The organism is Pseudarthrobacter sp. efr-133-R2A-89, assembly GCF_030209315.1.
Taxonomy (GTDB): Bacteria; Actinomycetota; Actinomycetes; order Actinomycetales; family Micrococcaceae; genus Arthrobacter.
This window is the reverse complement of the sequence record NZ_JARVSE010000009.1, coordinates 110,807-128,697: the sequence shown is the minus strand read 5'-3', so window position 1 is coordinate 128,697 and position 17,891 is coordinate 110,807. Positions and strand designations below refer to the sequence as shown.

16 protein-coding genes are annotated in these 17,891 nt (G+C 66.2%); 9 read left to right on the top strand and 7 right to left on the bottom strand.

Annotation, left to right across the window (positions count from 1 at the left end; genetic code table 11):
* Positions 1-13: 13 nt before the first annotated feature.
* Positions 14-508, bottom strand: a complete 495-nt coding sequence (locus tag QRM95_RS15655) for a nucleoside deaminase (RefSeq protein ID WP_018761064.1) — start codon at positions 506-508, stop codon at positions 14-16.
* Positions 509-893: 385 nt separating this feature from the next.
* Between QRM95_RS15655 and QRM95_RS15650 the strand changes: the two genes are divergently transcribed.
* Positions 894-2,270 carry an 8-oxoguanine deaminase gene (locus QRM95_RS15650; RefSeq protein ID WP_285248454.1) on the top strand — a complete coding sequence of 459 codons (1,377 nt, stop codon included), beginning with the start codon at positions 894-896 and terminating at the stop codon, positions 2,268-2,270.
* A 39-nt stretch (positions 2,271-2,309) separates the two neighbouring features.
* Complete coding sequence (gene ligD / locus QRM95_RS15645; RefSeq protein ID WP_285248453.1) at positions 2,310-3,554, top strand: non-homologous end-joining DNA ligase; 1,245 nt, start codon at positions 2,310-2,312, stop codon at positions 3,552-3,554.
* Between the two features lie 9 nt (positions 3,555-3,563).
* On the opposite strand, the gene QRM95_RS15640 is transcribed toward ligD, so the two are convergent.
* Both QRM95_RS15640 and QRM95_RS15635 read right to left on the bottom strand, forming a co-directional pair.
* Entirely contained in the window at positions 3,564-4,583 is a 1,020-nt protein-coding gene (locus tag QRM95_RS15640) for a glycoside hydrolase family 16 protein (protein ID WP_285248452.1), read from the bottom strand.
* Positions 4,584-4,804: 221 nt separating this feature from the next.
* Complete coding sequence (locus QRM95_RS15635; protein ID WP_285248451.1) at positions 4,805-4,990, bottom strand: hypothetical protein; 186 nt, start codon at positions 4,988-4,990, stop codon at positions 4,805-4,807.
* A gap of 348 nt (positions 4,991-5,338) precedes the next feature.
* On the opposite strand from QRM95_RS15635, the gene pucL reads away from it, so the two are divergent.
* Positions 5,339-6,247, top strand: a complete 909-nt coding sequence (gene pucL / locus QRM95_RS15630) for a factor-independent urate hydroxylase (RefSeq protein ID WP_285248450.1) — start codon at positions 5,339-5,341, stop codon at positions 6,245-6,247.
* A 152-nt stretch (positions 6,248-6,399) separates the two neighbouring features.
* Positions 6,400-7,905, top strand: a complete 1,506-nt coding sequence (locus tag QRM95_RS15625; protein WP_285248449.1) for a nucleobase:cation symporter-2 family protein — start codon at positions 6,400-6,402, stop codon at positions 7,903-7,905.
* A 76-nt stretch (positions 7,906-7,981) separates the two neighbouring features.
* Here QRM95_RS15625 and QRM95_RS15620 read toward each other — a convergent pair whose 3' ends face one another.
* Positions 7,982-8,737 carry an IclR family transcriptional regulator gene (locus QRM95_RS15620; protein WP_018761057.1) on the bottom strand — a complete coding sequence of 252 codons (756 nt, stop codon included), beginning with the start codon at positions 8,735-8,737 and terminating at the stop codon, positions 7,982-7,984.
* Positions 8,738-8,958: 221 nt separating this feature from the next.
* Between QRM95_RS15620 and QRM95_RS15615 the strand changes: the two genes are divergently transcribed.
* Genes QRM95_RS15615 through QRM95_RS15600 form a run of 4 tightly spaced genes read left to right on the top strand, consistent with a single transcriptional unit; the run spans position 8,959 to position 14,148 of the window.
* Positions 8,959-10,410, top strand: coding sequence for an NAD-dependent malic enzyme (locus QRM95_RS15615; RefSeq protein WP_285248448.1), 1,452 nt, complete (start codon positions 8,959-8,961; stop codon positions 10,408-10,410).
* A 34-nt stretch (positions 10,411-10,444) separates the two neighbouring features.
* Positions 10,445-12,043 (top strand): malate synthase A, encoded by a 1,599-nt coding sequence (gene aceB, locus QRM95_RS15610; protein ID WP_285248447.1) that lies wholly within the window; start codon positions 10,445-10,447, stop codon positions 12,041-12,043.
* A gap of 1 nt (position 12,044) precedes the next feature.
* Entirely contained in the window at positions 12,045-13,319 is a 1,275-nt protein-coding gene (locus QRM95_RS15605; protein ID WP_285248446.1) for a DUF6986 family protein, read from the top strand.
* 16 nt (positions 13,320-13,335) lie between these two features.
* The gene (locus QRM95_RS15600; protein ID WP_285248445.1) at positions 13,336-14,148 is read left to right on the top strand and encodes a bifunctional allantoicase/(S)-ureidoglycine aminohydrolase; all 813 of its coding nucleotides are present in this window, start codon (positions 13,336-13,338) and stop codon (positions 14,146-14,148) included.
* Positions 14,149-14,187: 39 nt separating this feature from the next.
* Here QRM95_RS15600 and QRM95_RS15595 read toward each other — a convergent pair whose 3' ends face one another.
* From QRM95_RS15595 to QRM95_RS15585, 3 genes are all read right to left on the bottom strand, one after another.
* Positions 14,188-14,898 carry an HAD family hydrolase gene (locus QRM95_RS15595; protein ID WP_285248444.1) on the bottom strand — a complete coding sequence of 237 codons (711 nt, stop codon included), beginning with the start codon at positions 14,896-14,898 and terminating at the stop codon, positions 14,188-14,190.
* Complete coding sequence (locus tag QRM95_RS15590) at positions 14,898-15,188, bottom strand: hypothetical protein (RefSeq protein WP_285248443.1); 291 nt, start codon at positions 15,186-15,188, stop codon at positions 14,898-14,900. Before QRM95_RS15590 ends, QRM95_RS15595 begins: the two co-directional genes overlap by 1 nt.
* 114 nt (positions 15,189-15,302) lie before the next feature.
* The gene (locus QRM95_RS15585) at positions 15,303-17,111 is read right to left on the bottom strand and encodes a glycoside hydrolase family 15 protein (protein ID WP_285248442.1); all 1,809 of its coding nucleotides are present in this window, start codon (positions 17,109-17,111) and stop codon (positions 15,303-15,305) included.
* A gap of 40 nt (positions 17,112-17,151) precedes the next feature.
* Here QRM95_RS15585 and QRM95_RS15580 point away from each other — a divergent pair, with 40 nt between their 5' ends.
* Complete coding sequence (locus tag QRM95_RS15580; protein ID WP_133831725.1) at positions 17,152-17,883, top strand: DUF72 domain-containing protein; 732 nt, start codon at positions 17,152-17,154, stop codon at positions 17,881-17,883.
* The last annotated feature ends 8 nt before the right edge of the window (positions 17,884-17,891 follow it).

Below are 17,891 nucleotides of genomic sequence, written 5' to 3'. Positions count from 1 at the left end.
TCAGCCGCCCGGCCTAGTAGTCGATCCTGGATTCGAGCGTGTTCCAGGTATTGAACGGCTCCAGCGGCGCAGGGGCCTGGGGATCGCCCAGTTCCAGCTTGGAGACCGGCATCAGGGAGTCCCTGTCCTGGTTTTCGAAGTATTCGTAGAAGACGGCGTCGTCGAAGCCCACGGAGGCGGCATCGTGCCGGTCGGCGGCGTAGACCACCCGGTCAACCCGGGCCCAGAGGGCGGAGGCGAGGCACATGGGGCATGGCTCGCAGCTGGTGTAGAGGACCGCACCGCTGAGGTCGAAGGTGCCGAGTTCACGGCAGGCGGTGCGGATGGCGGTGACTTCGGCGTGGGCCGTGGGATCGTTGTCCGCGGTGACGCGGTTGACGCCGTCGAACGTTTTGCCGTCCGCGGTAACGATCATGGCGCCGAAAGGGCCGCCGCTGTTCAGGACGTTGGCTGTTGCCAGCCGGATGGATCTGGCCAGGAACTGCTCGGCCGTGACGGTGGTACTCATGATGCGACTTCCTTTTGCCGGGAAGCCTGATGCCGTGCAAGGACCAGTAGAACCAGGTGCGACGGTTACCAGGCTTCAGCATGTGCTGTGAAGGTTAAGTTGCGCCTGGTAGATAGCTTCCCGGGTTCGGGTGCCCGCCTTTGGCAGAATCGAGATTAGCACCGGTTTGTGGCCCGCGCCATAGTTTCTGGAAATTTAATTTCGCTATGTGAAATCCATGTTTCGGTCCGCTAACCCCTGCCAGTCACATCCCGCCGGTATTGACGCTCCGCGCCCGGGCTGGCTAATCTCATCGGATCCGCGGCCCGCCGCGGCCACCTGGATCAGCAGACAGGGCCTCACTGAGCTGGAACAACTGCCACCGCGCTCAGGACAGGAACATCCCATGCACCAGCCCCTTCCCACACCCGCCCACCGGCTCTGGATCCGGAATCCGCAGGCCGCGTTCACCGCCAACAACCTTGACGCCTCCGGCGGGATTGTCATCAGCGGCGGCGTCATCACCGAGGTCCTGGCCGCCGGACAGATACCGTCCGAACCCTGTGCCGAGACGTTCGACGCCGGCAGCCACGTGCTGCTGCCGGGACTGATCAACACGCACCACCACTTCTACCAAACCCTCACCCGCGCCTGGGGTCCCGTGGCCAACGCCCCGCTGTTCCCTTGGCTGCAGAACCTCTATCCGGTCTGGGCCAGGCTCACCCCCAAGGATGTGGAGCTCGCCGCCACCGCCGCCCTCGCGGAGCTGCTGTTCAGCGGCTGCACCACCGCCGCCGACCACCACTACCTCTTCCCCGCCGGCCTGGAAGACGCCATCGACATCGAGGTCGCGGCCGTGCGCCGGCTGGGCATGCGGGCAACACTCACCCGCGGCTCCATGACGCTGGGAACGGACGACGGCGGCCTGCCGCCGCAGTCAACGGTCCAGGCACCGGAGGTGGTGCTGGCGGACAGCGAACGGCTGATCGGCGCGTACCACGAGCGTGGGGAGGACGCCGTCATCCAGATCGCCCTGGCGCCGTGCTCGCCATTCTCCGTCACGAAGGAAATCATGGCCGAGAGTGCCGCACTCGCCGAACGGCTGGACGTCCGGCTGCACACCCACCTGGCCGAAACCCTTGACGAGGAAGACTTCTGCCGGGAGATGTTCGGCCTGCGGGCCGTGGACTACCTGGACAGTGTGGGCTGGCTGACGGACCGCACCTGGCTGGGGCACGGGATCCACTTCAGCGACACCGAAATCGCCCGCCTCGGTTCGGCGGGGACCGCCGTCGCCCACTGCCCCACCTCCAACATGCGGCTCGCCTCGGGCACGGCCCGGGTCCTGGAACTCGAGGACGCGGGCGTTCCGGTGGGGCTGGGAGTGGACGGTTCGGCGTCGAACGATGCTTCCAACATGATCCTGGAGGCCCGGCAGGCGCTGTACCTCCAGCGCCTCCGCTACGGCGCTGATGTCCCCGTGGAGCGGGCACTCGGCTGGGCCACCCGTGGTTCGGCCGCAGTGCTGGGACGGCCCGGGCTTGGCCAGCTGGCGCCAGGGATGCAGGCCGACCTTGCCCTGTTCAAGCTCGATGACCTGCGCTTCTCCGGCAGCCACGACCCCGTCGCCGCTCTATTGTTGTGCGCCGCCGACCGCGCCGACCGCGTGATGGTGGGCGGCCAGTGGCGCGTCGTGGATGGGCAAATCCCCGGCCTGGACATCGCCGGGCTCATCGCGGAGCACTCAGCGGCGGCCAAGCGCCTGGTAAACGGGGGCCGGTGATCGGCTGACACGGGTCCGGGCCACTGCTACCGTGGCGGCATGACTCCGTCAAAGACGCCGGCCGAGGTCCTGGATATCGAAGGTGTTGAGGTCCGGATCTCGAGCCCGGACAAGGTGGTATTCCCGGACCCCGGGCTGACCAAGCTGGACCTGGTGCGGTACTACCTGGCCGTGGCGGACGGGGCGCTGCGCGGCGCGGGTGGCCGGCCGATGGTGCTCAAGCGGTTTCCGAAGGGCATCAACGCCGAGCCGTTCTTCCAGAAGCGCGTGCCGGAGAACCATCCATCCTTCGTCGACACCACCACACTGCATTACGCGTCCGGAACGTCGGCGGAGGAAGCTGTCATCCGGGATGCGGCGGGCCTGGCCTGGGTCATCAACCTTGGCTGCCTGGACCTGAATCCGCATCCCGTGCGGGCCGAAGACCTGGATCACCCGGACGAACTGCGGGTGGACCTCGATCCGATGCCCGGCGTGGATTGGTCGCAGATCGTGGACGTCGCCTACGTGGCCCGGGAGGTCCTGGCCGACGCAGGGCTGGTGGGCTGGCCGAAGACGAGCGGATCACGGGGACTGCATATCCTGGTGCGCATCGCCCCGCAGTGGTCGTACCGCGATGTCCGGCTCGCCGCCGAAACCCTTGCACGGGAGGTGGAAAACCGCGCGCCCGGCCTCGCCACGGCACGGTGGTGGAAGGAGGAGCGCGGCGAGAGCGTGTTCGTGGACTTCAACCAGAACGCGAAGGACCGCACCGTGGCCTCCGCCTACTCCGTCAGGCCCCTGCCGGACGCCCGGGTGTCTGCGCCGCTCACGTGGGAGGAGGTCCGCACCGCCCGGCCGGAGCAATTCACGGTGCAGACGGTACCGCAGCGCTTCGCGGACATGGGCGACCCGCACGCCGGAATCGATGACGCGGTGGGCGCACTCGACGGACTCCTTGCCTTGGCCGAAAAGCTGGGCCCGGCAGAGAAGGCGCCCCGCAGCGGCAATGGAACCGGCCGCCGGCAGTCGCTCATGCCGCTTATCGAGGTTGCCCGGACCAAGACCAAGCCCGAGGCGCTGGCAGCCCTTGACCAGTGGAAGGACCGGCATCCCGCAGCGGTTGGCGCGCTCCAGCCGGCCGATGTCCTTGTGGACGGGATGCGCGGGTCCAGCTCGCTCTGGTACCGGGTCCGCGTCAACCTCCAGCACGTCCCCGAGGACGAACGCCCTCCGCAGGAAGACCTCATCGCAGACTACGACCCCTGGGCAGGCAAGCAGTGGCCGGGACGCCCCGGCTCCTGAGCCTTGCCGCTACTGCCAGGCCCGCACCCAGTCCACTTTGATGGCGCCGGCGGATCCGAACGTCCTCTGGTTGGGGTTGAGTCCCACGTTCAGGAGCAGGTAGTGCGGCGAGTTGCCGTCCTGGGACGAATATGAGTAGACCCGGCGGCCGTCGAAGTAAATGTCGTTGACACCCGCCATCCGGTGCACGCCGTAGGTATGGTATCCACCGGCCCAGCACCCCACGATGGCACTGCCCACTTCGCCGCCGCTCGCAGAGTGGTAGACGGTGCTCATGTTTCCGGCCAAGGGCTCCGCGATATCAATCTCGCCGGTTTTCGGATAGGACTGTCCGGTGGACCACCAGGCTGGCCAGTTGTAGATGCCGCCCGAGCAGGTACCGGGAAAATAGATCCTGGCCTCGACGTACCCCGTGGTGTACTGGAAGCCCACGTGGCCGGGGACCCCGTCCTTGGGGTTCGTGGACAGCAGGGCCCCGGAATCGGAGTCGGAGAGCTGGAGGACGGCCTCGCCGTTGGCGACCGTAATGTTGCTGGAGCAGGTTTTGACACCGTTCATCTTGGACTTGGGATCACAGTCGTTGAACCAGTAAGGGGTCCAGACAGCCGGGTTCAGGGTGTTGAATTCCTCATCGAACACCAAGTGCCACGCGCCGGGAACCCCGGCGGGGCCCAGTCCCTGGCTGGACACGACGGGCTTGCCATTCAACGAGTCGCCCTGGGCTGTGTCATCGGCGGGCGGCGCGTCGGAAGGAACGGGCCCGGAGGGGGCCGCGTCGGCCGGCGCTGCGGCCGCGGTTGAGGCATCCAATCCGGGCGTTTCCGGGGCCGCCGGCGGCGCTGCCGGCGCGACTGAGCCCGTCGGCCCCAGACTGCCAGTAGGGGCGGGGACAATAACCCCGGGCGACCCGGAGGCCGCCTCCGCGGGATCTGCGGGCAGGCCGGACTCGGCCGGGGCGAGGACCGCACTGGCCGAAAGGCCGCCAACCACCAGGAGGCAGCACACGCATTGCAGGAGGCGGGTCTTCATGGGCATGCCCCGCCCGTCCCATCTCGGGAATCGGGCTGCTTCACGCGTTCCTGCATCCTCGCCTCCCCGGCGCTCAACGGAAATCCGGCCCGGGCAGGCACGCAAGCCCAACTCCGGGCAACGACTTACCGCCTCAGGCTATGGGAGTTCCCTTTCGGGGTCGCCAGTAGCCACTACTTGTGTTTAGCCGGTGCGGTTCCGCAGGTAGGCAGGGGCGGTACTCACATCCGCCGGCCGAATACCGGCAACGAGTGGACCCAACGCGAGAACAACCCGCGTTCATGGTGCCGTTCTTCCGGCACAAACAGGTCCGGGTCGATCCCGCCGCCGATCGGGAGGTAGAACTCCTGCGCGCCGGTTCCCGCTGCCGGGGCGGCCGGCACGGGAGGGGTGTCCTGCTGGTACATCGAAACCTCCTAATTTCGTAATACGGAAAGCAAATTCTACTTTGTGAAAGTTTAGGATCAACGCGCCGGGCCGTCAACAGTCGCTCGGGAACCCCAGCCCGGGCAACCCGGTCACAAACTGAATTTTGGGGTTGTGATGTACACCACCGGCCGGCGGGGGTACGCTGGTAGGCAACTCGTGGCGCACGTCACGTAACCTGGGAGCAGCAGGCAGGGTCGTAATGAGCTGGCATCAATGGATGCCGGCTCTTTTTTGTTGGGTCGGCTCCACCGGAAACGCGCTTGAAACGCGCGCTTAATTTCAGTGATGGAACCTTGGTTCCACTTACCGGAGATTGGGAAAAGACCATGAGCAGCAAGATCATTCTCGGCGAAAACCAGTACGGCAAGGCCGAAGTCCGCGTCGTCAAAATCACCAGGGACACCAACCGCCACGAGATCGAAGACCTGAACGTCACCTCGCAGTTGCGGGGCGACTTCGCCGCGGCCCACCTTGAAGGCGACAACGCCCACGTGGTGGCCACGGATACCCAGAAGAACACCATCTACGCCTTCGCCCGGGACGGCATCGGTTCGCCCGAGGCGTTCCTGCTGCGGCTCGGCGAGCACTTCACCTCCAGCTTCGACTGGGTCTCCGGCGGCCGCTGGGAAGCGGAATCGTACGCCTGGAGCCGCATCCAGGCACACGGCAGCGAACACGACCACTCATTCGTCCGCAACGGCCAGGAAGTGCGAACCGCGGTCCTGGTCCGCGACGGCGCCGCCAGCCACCTGATCTCCGGACTGAAGGACCTGACCGTCCTCAAGTCCACGGAGTCCGGCTTCGTGGGCTACCCCCGCGACCGCTACACGACGCTTCCGGAGACCACCGACCGCATCCTCGCCACGGACGTTTCAGCCCGCTGGCGCTTCAAGGCCGGCACCGACTTCAGCAGCCTGGACTTCAACAAGAGCTACGACGACGTCAAGGGCCTCCTGCTCGAAGGCTTTACGGAGAAGTACTCCCACGCACTTCAGCAGACCCTGTTCGACATGGGCGCAAAGGTGCTGGAGGCGCACAGCGAAATCGACGAGATCAAGTTCTCCATGCCCAACAAGCACCACTTCCTGGTGGACCTCTCCCCGTTTGGCCTGGACAACCCCAACGAGGTTTTCTTCGCAGCCGACCGGCCGTACGGCCTGATCGAGGCCACCGTCCAGCGTGATGACGCAACTTCAGCACCCGCGGCGTGGTCGGGCATCGCCGGCTTCTGCTAAGAAGCCACGCTCATGGCTTCGACAGGCTCAGCCACCGGTGGTTGAGCCTGTCGAAGCCAAACCCGGCACCACTCCCGCATCTTCACAACACCTGTTAGCCAGACACCAGTTAGCCAGACGATGACGTCTGCCATGAACCAAGAAAGTCTGCCATGAACACCAAGAAGAAACTTGCCGCCGCAGCCGCTGGAAAAGGCGCACGGCCTGCCCGTCCCGAGGACCAGCGGCTCCCCGTTGGAAGCATGTTTGCCTACGGCTTCCAGCACGTCCTGACCATGTATGGCGGCATCATTGCCCCTCCCCTGATCATCGGTGCCGCCGCGGGAATGAACTCCCAGGACATCGGCCTGCTCATCGCCGCCTGCCTGTTCGTCGGCGGCCTCGCCACCATCCTGCAAACCGTCGGCATTCCGTTCTTCGGCTCGCAGCTGCCGCTGGTGCAGGGCGTGTCTTTTGCCGGTGTCTCCACCATGGTGGCCATCGTGCACGGCGGCGGCGGGATCCAGGCGGTGTTCGGATCCGTCATCGCAGCCTCCCTGATCGGCCTGCTGATCACCCCGCTGTTCTCGAAGATCATCCGATTCTTCCCGCCGGTGGTGACCGGAACCGTGATCACCACCATCGGCCTGACGCTGATGCCGGTGGCTGCCAACTGGGCCATGGGCGGCAACAACAAGGCTCCGAACTACGGCAGCGTGGCCAACATCGGCCTCGCCGCCGGCACCATGGGCATTGTCCTGCTCCTGAGCAAGGTGGGCAGTGCGGCCATCTCCCGGCTCTCCATCCTCCTTGCCATGGTCCTGGGCACCCTCATCGCCCTGGTTTTCGGCATGACCGACTTCTCCAAGGTGGGCCAGGGCGAGATTGTCGCCTTTCCCACCCCCTTCGCCTTCGGACCCCCCACATTCGAGATCGCAGCCATCGTCTCCATGCTGATCGTCATCCTGGTGACCCTCACGGAGACGTCCGCGGACATCATCGCGGTGGGCGAGATCGTGGGCACCAAGGTGGACTCCAAGAGGATCGGCAACGGCCTGCGCGCGGATATGCTGTCCAGCGCCGTCTCGCCCCTCTTCAACTCCTTCACCCAGAGCGCCTTCGCCCAAAACGTGGGCCTGGTGGCCATCACCGGCGTCAAGAGCAGGTTCGTGGTCAGCGCCGGCGGCGTAATCCTGGTGGTCCTCGGGCTGCTTCCCGTCCTTGGCCGGGTGGTGGCCGCGGTGCCGACGCCCGTCCTGGGCGGTGCCGGCGTGGTGCTCTTCGGCACGGTCGCAGCCAGCGGCATCCGGACCCTGTCCAAAGTGGACTACAAGAACAACATGAACCTGATCGTGGTGGCCGCATCCATCGGCTTCGGGATGATCCCCATAGCCGCACCCACGTTCTACGACCAGTTCCCGTCCTGGTTCGGCACCATCTTCCACTCCGGCATCAGCTCCGCGGCCGTCATGGCCATCCTGCTGAACCTTCTCTTCAACCACTTCCGGGCTGGAAATTCGGACAACCAGTCCGTCTTCGTCGCTGGCACCGAGCGGCTGGTCAAGGCGGAGGCCCTCCGTTCCCTGGCGGACGGCGACAGGTTCGAGAACGGCAAGCTCATCGACTGCGACGGGAAGGAAGTCCGGATCGACTCAGCCGAAAAGGCATCGGAGCATTAGCAAGGACACAGCGAACGACGACGGCCCGCACCTTCCAGCGAAGGTGCGGGCCGTCGTCGTCAGCAGTTCCGCAGTATCAAGTGCGGTTGAGCTCGCGGGAGATGGCCTCGGCGGCCTCGCGGAGGACGGGAACGGCCTTGTCGGCGAAGTTTTCGTCCACCCGGGACACCGGGCCGGACACCGAGATCGCGGTGGGCGTGGGGGCGTTGGGCACCGCCATCGCAAAGCAGCGGACACCGAGCTCCTGCTCCTCCTCGTCGATGGAGTAGCCCCGTTCGCGGATGAGCTTGAGGTCGGCCAGGAGTTCTTCGACGTCGCCAATGCTCTTGGCGGTGGGGGTGGGCATTCCGGCGCGGGCCACGATGCCGCGGACGGTGTCGTCGTCAAGCTGGGCCAGGATGGCCTTGCCGACGCCGGTGGCGTGGGTGTGGGCGCGCCGGCCCACCTCCGTGAACATGCGCATGGAGTGCAGCGAAGGGACCTGGGCCACGTAGATCACCATGTCCGAATCAAGCACGGCCATATTGGAGGTCTCCCCCAGGCGGTCCACCAGGGTTTTGAGCTGGGGGCGGGCCAGGGCGCCGAGCTGCTTGTTGGCGCCTTCGCCCAACCGGATCAGCCGGGGACCCAGGGCATAGCGCCGGTTGGGCAGCTGGCGGATGTAGCCGAGCGATACCAGCGTGCGGAGCAGGCGGTGGATGGTGGGGAGGGGCAAATCGGTCGACGAGGACAGTTCACTGAGCGTGACGTCGCCGCCGGCATCCGTGATGAGCTCCAGCAGCTCGAAGACGCGCTCCACCGACTGCACTCCGCCGGAGGCTTTTTCTGCCATTCCGTTGTCTCCTATGGCTCGGAATCCGACAACTCTTATCCGCATCGTGAAAAGAGTTGCTTAGACCACCCAACATACAGCACGGCAGGACGCGCGGCGATGTCCCTCGGCAGTCACATCGCGAAGGGGTTGTGTTTCCATAAAGTAGATAATAATATCCATAATACGAAAATATTCGGATCAGAGCAGAAGCCGGACAAGGCCTAACAGGAGGACATTCAATGGCGAACCCCAGCCCCGGAAATTCGATCACCCTGCGCGTGGAAGCACCGTCGAGCTTCAGCGCCACCAGCGAACTCGCGGCAGCCGTCGGAGCAGCCGGCGCCGCAATCACCGCACTGGACGTCACCGAGTCCCACCACGAAACCCTCGTCGTCGACGTCACCTGCAACACCACCGACGACGCCCACGCCGCGCGGGTCAAGGACGCCCTCAACGCCCTCGACGGGGTCACCGTCCAGCACGTCTCGGACCGCACTTTCCTGATGCACCTCGGCGGCAAGCTTGAAGTGGTCCCCAAGGTCCCGCTGCGCAACCGCGACGACCTGTCGCGCGCCTACACCCCCGGCGTGGCCCGCGTCTGCCTGGCCATCGCCGAAGACCCCGCCGCCGCCCGCAACCTGACCGTCAAGCGCAACACCGTCGCCGTCGTCACCGATGGCTCCGCAGTGCTTGGCCTGGGCAACATCGGCCCCGCCGCCGCCCTCCCGGTCATGGAAGGCAAGGCCGCCCTCTTCAAGCAGTTCGCCAACGTGGACGCGTGGCCGGTCTGCCTCGATACCCAGGACACCGAGGAAATCATCCGCACCGTCAAGCTCCTGGCCCCCGTCTTCGGCGGCGTGAACCTGGAGGACATCGCCGCGCCGCGCTGCTTCGAAATCGAAGCCCGCCTGCGCGAGGAACTGGACATCCCGGTGTTCCACGACGACCAGCACGGCACCGCCATCGTGACCCTCGCGGCACTCGTCAACGCGCTGCGTGTGGTGGACAAGAAGATCGAGGACGTGAAGATCGTGGTTTCCGGCGTCGGCGCCGCGGGCTCAGCGATTATCCAGCTGCTCAAGGCCCAGGGCGCCCGCCACATCGTGGCGGCAGGGCGCTCGGGTGCCATCCACCAGGGCGAGACCTACAACGATCCGCACCGCACCTGGATCGCTGAAAACACCAACCAGGAGGGTTTCTCCGGCAGCCTGCACCAGGCCCTGGCAGGCGCGGACGTCTTCATCGGAGTGTCCGCCCCGAACATCCTCGGCGAAGAGCACGTGGCCTCCATGGCAAAGGACTCCATCGTTTTCGCCATGGCCAACCCCACCCCCGAAGTGGACCCGGCCATCGCGTCCCGGCACGCCGCCGTCGTGGCCACCGGCCGCAGCGACTTCCCCAACCAGATCAACAACGTCCTCGCTTTCCCGGGACTCTTCCGCGGGCTCCTGGACGTCGGAGCGAGCGACATCACCCCGGAAATGCTGGTGGCCGCCGCGGAGGCAATCGCCAACCGGGTGAATGATAATGAGCTCAATGCCAGCTACATCATCCCGAGCATCTTCGACCCGCACGTGACCGCCAACGTCGCGGCAGCCGTCGCGGCCGCGGCCCACGCCTCGAACGTGGCAACGGCTGCCGTTCCCGCCGATTCCGCCAAGGAGCCGGTGGCAGCACTGGCCTCCGCCTGACCGCCCGACTTCCCGCACAAGGAAAGGACCAGAAATGGCCATCACCGTCACAGATCCCCGGCCGATCAACCGCGCTGAGGAGATCCTCACCCCCAAGGCACTGGCCTTCGTGGAGGAGCTCCACAACCGGTTCGCCGGCACCCGCAACGAGCTTCTGGCGGCCCGCGCCGCCAAGCGGCAGCAGGTGGCAGAGACCGGCAAGCTGGACTTCCTGCCGGAGACGCAGGACGTGCGCGACGGCGACTGGAGAGTTGCGCCCGCACCCGCCGCCCTGCAGGACCGCCGGGTGGAAATGACCGGGCCTGCCTCACCGGCGAAGATGGCCATCAATGCCCTGAACTCCGGAGCCAAGGTGTGGCTGGCGGACCTCGAGGACGCCAGCACCCCCACCTGGGCCAACGTCATTGACGCCATCCTGAACCTCCGGGACGCCGCCCAGGGCACCCTGAGCTACACCTCGGATGAAGGCAAGGAGTACCGGCTCCGCACCGACGCGCCGCTGGCCGTCGTGGTGGCACGGCCCCGCGGCTGGCACATGCAGGAGAAACACCTGCTGCTCAACGGCGAACCCGCCGTGGGTGCCCTGGTGGACTTCGGACTGCACTTCTTCCACATCGCCAAGCAGCTGGTGCTCAACGGCCAGGGCCCCTACTACTACCTGCCCAAGATGGAGAGCCACCTTGAGGCCAGGCTGTGGAACGACGTGTTCGTGTTCGCCCAGGACTACCTGGGCCTGCACCAGGGCACCATCCGGGCAACGGTCCTGATCGAGACCATCCCGGCAGCCTTCGAGATGGACGAAATCCTCTACGAACTGAGGGACCACGCCTCGGGCCTGAACGCAGGCCGCTGGGACTACCTCTTCAGCATCATCAAGTACTTCCGCGATGCCGGCGAGGAATTCGTCCTCCCGGACCGCGCCTCCGTGGCGATGACCGCCCCGTTCATGCGCGCCTACACCGAGCTCCTGGTCAAGACCTGCCACAAGCGCGGCGCATTCGCCATGGGCGGCATGGCCGCGGTCATCCCCAACCGGCGCCACCCGGAAGTGACCGAAGCCGCGTTCGAAAAGGTGCGGGCGGACAAGACCCGCGAGGCCAACGACGGCTTCGACGGCTCCTGGGTTGCGCACCCGGACCTGGTCTCCACCTGCCGGGAGGTCTTCGACTCCGTGCTGGGCGACAAGCCGAACCAGGTGGACAAGCAGCGCCCGGAGGTATCGGTCACGGCGGAGCAGCTGCTCGACGTCTCCTCCGCCGACGGCCAGGTCACCGAGGCCGGGCTGCGCCTGAACCTCTACGTGGCCGTGGCCTACACGGCGGTGTGGCTGTCCGGAAACGGCGCAGTGGCCATCCACAACCTGATGGAGGATGCCGCCACCGCGGAGATCTCCCGCTCGCAGGTGTGGCAGCAGATCCGCAACAAGTCTATCCTGGCGGACACAGGCAACACGGTGACCAAGGAGCTGGTGGAACGGATCCTGGGCGAGGAAACGGAGCGGCTCCGGACCGAGTTCGGCGACGAGGCGTTCCGCCGCTACTACCAGCCTGCCAGCGACCTGATCGCGGACATCTGCCTCTCGGACGGCTACACGGACTTCCTCACCACCCCCGCCTACGAACTGGTGGGCTGAGATGGCAGCACCCAAGCCCTCCCTTTCAGCCGCGGACCTCGCGCACATCGACGGACAGCTGGCCGCCACGGACCGGCTGCTGGAGCAGAACTACCCCGGTGACGACGGCTCACGCCAGCCCGTGCACACCGTGTACGTGCCCGCGGACCGTTTCACGTCGTCGTTCGCAGCGGACTGGGGCACCCAGGCAACCGCGACGGCGGATGCGCACGGCGGCTTCGAAACGCTGGGGCGGCTCCTGGGCCAGGACGAAGGCCTGGCAGGAGCGGTAGCCACCCGTGTGGCGGCCAAGCTGGCTGCGGAGCCGATCGAGGACCTGCGGCTGGACTTCGAAGACGGCTTCGGGGACCGCGGCGAGGACGCTGAGGACGCCGCCGCGGCGTCCGCGGCGGCCGCCGTGGCCGGCGCGGTCGCGGCCGGGTCCGCTCCCCCGTTCATCGGCATCCGCTTCAAGTGCTTCGAGGCCGCCACACGGGCCCGCGGCCTGCGGACTCTGGACCTGTTCATCTCCGGCCTTGCCGCCGCCGGAGAACTGCCGGACGGCCTGGTGCTGACCCTGCCGAAGGTGACCACCGTTGCCCAGGTCCTGGCGATGGACTACGCGGTGTCCCGCCTGGAGGAAGTCCACTCGCTGCCCGCGGGGCGGCTGCGGTTCGAAGTCCAGGTGGAAACCCCGCAGCTGATCCTGGGCCCGGAGGGAACCTCGCCGGTGGCGCAGCTGCCGCACGCCGTTCCCGGCCGGATCAGCGGCCTGCACTACGGCACGTACGACTACTCGGCCTCGCTGCAGATCTCCGCGGAGTACCAGTCCATGGAGCACCCGGTGGCCGACTTCGCCAAGGAAGTCATGCAGCTGGCCGTGGCCGGTACCGGCATCCGGCTCTCCGACGGGTCCACCAACATCATCCCGGTGGGCGACAACGTGGAGAACGCCTGGCAGCTGCACGGCAGGCTGGTCCGGCGGTCGCTGGAGCGCGGCTACTACCAGGGCTGGGACCTGCACCCGGCCCAGCTGGCCAGCCGCTTCGCAGCCACCTACGCCTTCTACCGCGAGGGCCTGCCCGCCGCGGCGGCCCGGCTGCGCAACTACGTGGAACGGACCGAAGGCGGCGTCATGGACGAGCCCGCCACCGCCCGGGCCCTGGCCGCGTTCGTGCTCCGCGGAGTCCAATGCGGCGCCGTCGGTGCCGAGGAAGTCCAGGCGCTTGCCGGCGTCGGAATTCCACAGCTGACCGGCCTGGCGCATCCTCGGCTCGCCACCACTTCCAACTCCTAGGCAAAGGATCCCTCTCATGGGCAAGTACTACTCCCCCACCGGCGGACTCCCGCCACAGACCCACCTGACCACCGAGCGCGCCATCGTGACCGAGGCGTACACGGTGATCCCCAAGGGCGTCATGACGGACATCGTCACGTCCAACCTCCCCGGCTTTTCGAACACCCGGTCCTGGATCATTGCCCGTCCGATCTCCGGCTTCGCCACCACCTTCTCCCAGCTGATCGTGGAAATCGGCCCGGGCGGCGGGGCTCCCAAGGCCGAGTTCGAGGCCGGCGCAGAAGGCGTCATCTTTGTAACCCGCGGCAAGGTCAACCTCACCCTGGATGGCGAACTGCACCCGCTGGAGGAAGGCGGCTACGCCTACCTGGCCGCGGGTTCGGAGTGGGGCCTGGAGAACGTTTCGGACGACGTCGTGTCCTTCCACTGGATCCGCAAGGCCTACGAACGCCTCGAAGGATACGAAGCAAAGTCCTTCGTCACCAACGAGAAGGACGTGGAGCCCACGTCCATGCCGGACACGGATGACGTCTGGAAGACCACCCGGTTCACGGACTCCAACGACCTCGCCCACGACATGCAGGTGAACATCGTGACGTTCCAGCCCGGCGGGGTGATCCCGTTCCCTGAAACCCACGTCATGGAGCACGGCCTGTACGTCCTGGAGGGCAAGGCCATGTACCTGCTGAACAACGACTGGGTGGAGGTGGAAGCGGGTGACTTCATGTGGCTGCGCGCGTTTTGCCCGCAGGCCTGCTACGCCGGCGGACCCGGCGAGTTCCGCTACCTGCTGTACAAGGACATGAACCGCCAGGTGAAACTCACTTAGGCGCGCACCCCGGGTGCGGAGGCGCGTCAGTGATCCTGGTCAGTGGTCCTGGCGCGCCAACAGCCGGCCAATGGCGCTTGAGCCAAGGTTCTCCAGCAGGTCGCGGGGGCTTCCATAGACCTCGACGGCGCCCGCGTCCCGGAGTTCCGCCGCGCTGATTCCGCCGCAGGTAACGCCGATCGCGGGAATATCCAGCGCCGCAGCAGCCTTCATGTCCCACACCGCGTCACCGACATAGACGGCGTTCACGGCGTCAATACCGAGGGATTCAAGGGCCGCAACGAGGATGTCCGGCGCCGGCTTGCTTTCCTCGGCGTCGTTGGAACTCGTGGCGGCATCGATGACGGCGTCCGCGTCCAGCACGGAACGCATTACCTGCAAGTCCTTTTCCCGGGCCGAGGAAGCCAGCGCCACCGCCAGGCCGTCCGCGTGGCATCGCTCCAGGAGCTCCTTTGCCCCTGTGCAGGCACGCAGCGAGGGCCAGTGCGAGGCATACAGGGCGCCGTGGCTGGCCATGATGTCGTCGTCTTCGGAGCGGTCACGGTCCTGCGGCAGGAGGTTGTCCACCAGGCGGGCGCCGCCCATGCCGACAAAGTGGTGGATGGCCGCCATGGGGACATCGTGTCCATACTGGCGGAACGCGCCCCACCAGGCGAGGGTGTGGATATAGGAAGAGTCGATCAGCGTCCCGTCAACGTCAAAAAGGACACCCTTGCGTGCATTGTCAGGCGGGGAAGAGGCGCCGGGCATCAGCCGACAGCCGTCCGCCGCACATCCGGCGCTTTCTTCCGTTTCGCTGCGTCTTCTTTAGGGGAGCTGACAGGCCGCACCCGCTCCCGGATCACGGATCCCGCACCGTCCAGGCTCTTGTCCCGGATAAGTCCCGTTCCCGCGATCTCCCTGGCCATGGCAACGCCTGCGACGGCCGCCCGTTTGGTCGGGAAAGTCACTGAAATGGCCATCAGGTTCCCGCTTCCGTCCATCATCCTGATCCGGTATCCGCCGTCAGGGGCATCCACGAGTTCAAAAAATCCGGCCACAACTATCACTCCTCCGTCAATCACGGCATTGTGCTGGGGAGCACTCCATGAGGTGTTAGTAAGTATACTTATCTATCCTGCGAAGGAGAAGTTGCGGCCCCGGCCCGCGCCGCCTCAGCGCGAGTCCGCCCCTTCCGGCGGAATGGGAGCGTCGCTGCGCCGAACCGTATCCTGATGCAGCTCCAGCGCGCTAGTCACAAGGGCGAAGTGGCTGAACGCCTGCGGCGTGTTACCCAACTGGCGGCCTGCTTTGACAGCCCACTCCTCGCTCAGCAGCCCCACATCATTGCGCAGTTCCAGCAACCGTTCAAACAGTGCCCGTGACTCCTCATGACGTCCGGCGCCCAGGAGCGCCTCCACCAGCCAGAACGAGCAGGCCAGGAAAACGCCCTCGTCCCCCGGCAGGCCGTCGTCGCTCTGTTCCGGCCGGTACCGGAGCACGAACCCGTCCTGGGTCAGCTCCCGCTGGATCGCCTCGATGGTCCCCACCACCTTGGGATCGTCCGGGGGCAGGAAGCCCACCCGGGGAATCAACAGAAGGCTGGCGTCCAGCTCAGGCCGGCCATAGGACTGGACGAAGGTGTTGCGCTCTGCGTCGTAGCCGTTGGCCAGGATGTCCTGCCGGATCCGGTCCCGCAACGCCTCCCAGCGCTCCACCGGCCCCGGCAGCCCGGAGTCCCGGACGCCCTTCACCATCCGGTCCGCGGCCACCCATGCCATGACCTTTGAGTGCGTGAAGTGCCGGCGGGGCCCCCGCATTTCCCAGAGTCCGTTGTCCGGTTGGTCCCAGATGGTCTCCAGGTGCTCCATCAAGGCAATCTGGACGTCCCAGGCCTCGTCCGTGTGCTTGAGCAGGGAGTTCCGGGTCAGCGCCAGGCAGTCAAGGACCTCGCCCCACACGTCCAGCTGGAACTGCTCGGCCGCCGCATTGCCGATCCGCACCGGGGCGGAATTCTCGTAGCCTTTCAACCAAGGCAGTTCCATCTCCGGCAGCCGCCGCTCACCGTGGATCCCGTACATGATCTGCAGGTCCGCGGGGTCTCCCGCCACAGCACGGAGCAACCAGTCCCGCCAGGCGGCCGCTTCGGCCTTGTACCCGGCAGCCAGCAGCGCCTGGAGGGTCATGGTGGCGTCCCGCAGCCAGCAGTAGCGGTAGTCCCAGTTGCGTTGACCGCCCGGCTGTTCGGGCAGTGATGTGGTGACAGCGGCAACGATCCCCCCGGTGGGGGCGTAGGTGAGGGCCTTCAGCGTTACCAGGGAGCGCACCACGGCATCCTGGTACTTCCCTTGGACCGTGCATTGGGAGGACCAGCCTTGCCAGAACTCGAACGTGCTGCGCAGGACTTTCTCCGACTCGACCGACACCGGCCGGCCCACATGGCTGGGAGCCCAAGTCAGCACGAACGGCACTTTCTCGCCCGCGTGGACCGTGAAGTCGCTGACGGTATGCATGTTCTCGCCATGCAAGGGTGCGGGGGTCACCAGGTAGACGGCATCCGGGCCGGCGATGGCGTGCAGGCCACGCTTGTCCTTGCGCACCCAGGGCACGATATGCCCGTAGTCGAAGCGAAGCACCAACTCGCCGTGCATCTTTACGCTGCCACTGACGCCCTCGACGATCCGGACGATGTCGGCCACCGAATCGCGGGGCGGCATGAAGTCTGTGACGCGCACCGTTCCGTCCGGTGTCTCCCACTCTGTATCCAGGATCAGGCTTCCGTCGCGGTAGCTTCGGCGGGTGCAGGTACCACCGCCTTCCGGAGCCAGCAGCCATCGCCCGGCGTCCGGCGAGTCCAGCAAAGCGTTGAAACACGCAGGCGAATCGAACCGCGGCAGGCAGAGCCAGTCGATCGAACCCTCCTTGCTGATGAGGGCACCCGTGTGAAGGTCGCCGACGACCGCATAATCCTCAATTCGCGCCATGGCATTACCCTGCCACACAACACTGTAGGAACATCGAAGAATGGCAGTACACATCGGTACCTCCGGCTGGAGCTACGACCATTGGGAGAACGTCCTGTACCCGCCCGGCCTGCCGGTCCGGGACCGGCTCCAGCGGTATGCCGCCAGGTTCAGCACAGTTGAACTGAATGCCAGCTTCTACCGGTGGCCCCGCGACACCACCTTTGCCGGCTGGAACAGGCGGCTGCCACCCGGTTTCAGCATGTCCGTCAAGGCTCCCCGCGGCCTTACCCACGCCCGCAAGCTGTACGCACCGGAAGTCTGGGTGGAACGCATCGCCCGGTGCTGGCACGAACTGGGGGATAAACGGGCGGTGCTCCTGGTCCAACTGCCGCCGCAGTTGGGCCGCGATGACGCACGGCTGGAGTACTTCCTGGCAGCGGTTCCGGAGTGGATCCGGGTTGCCGTTGAGTTCAGGCACCCCAGCTGGGACTGCCCGGAGGTGTTTTCCCTGTTGGAGCGGCACCAGGCGGCCTACTGCATCATGAGCGGCGCCAACCTGCCGTGCATCCTGCGCGCCACCGCGCCATTTACCTATGTCCGCCTGCACGGTCCCGACCACGAGCATTTGTATGGCGGCTCATACTCGGAGGCCGACCTGCACTGGTGGGCGGACCGGATCCGCGAATGGGACAGCGGTGGCCTCGACGTCTACGCGTACTTCAACAACGACGGCGGCGGGAACGCCGTGCGCAACGCCGAAACACTGCGCGGGATCCTCGGCGCCGGCTGATCCATACT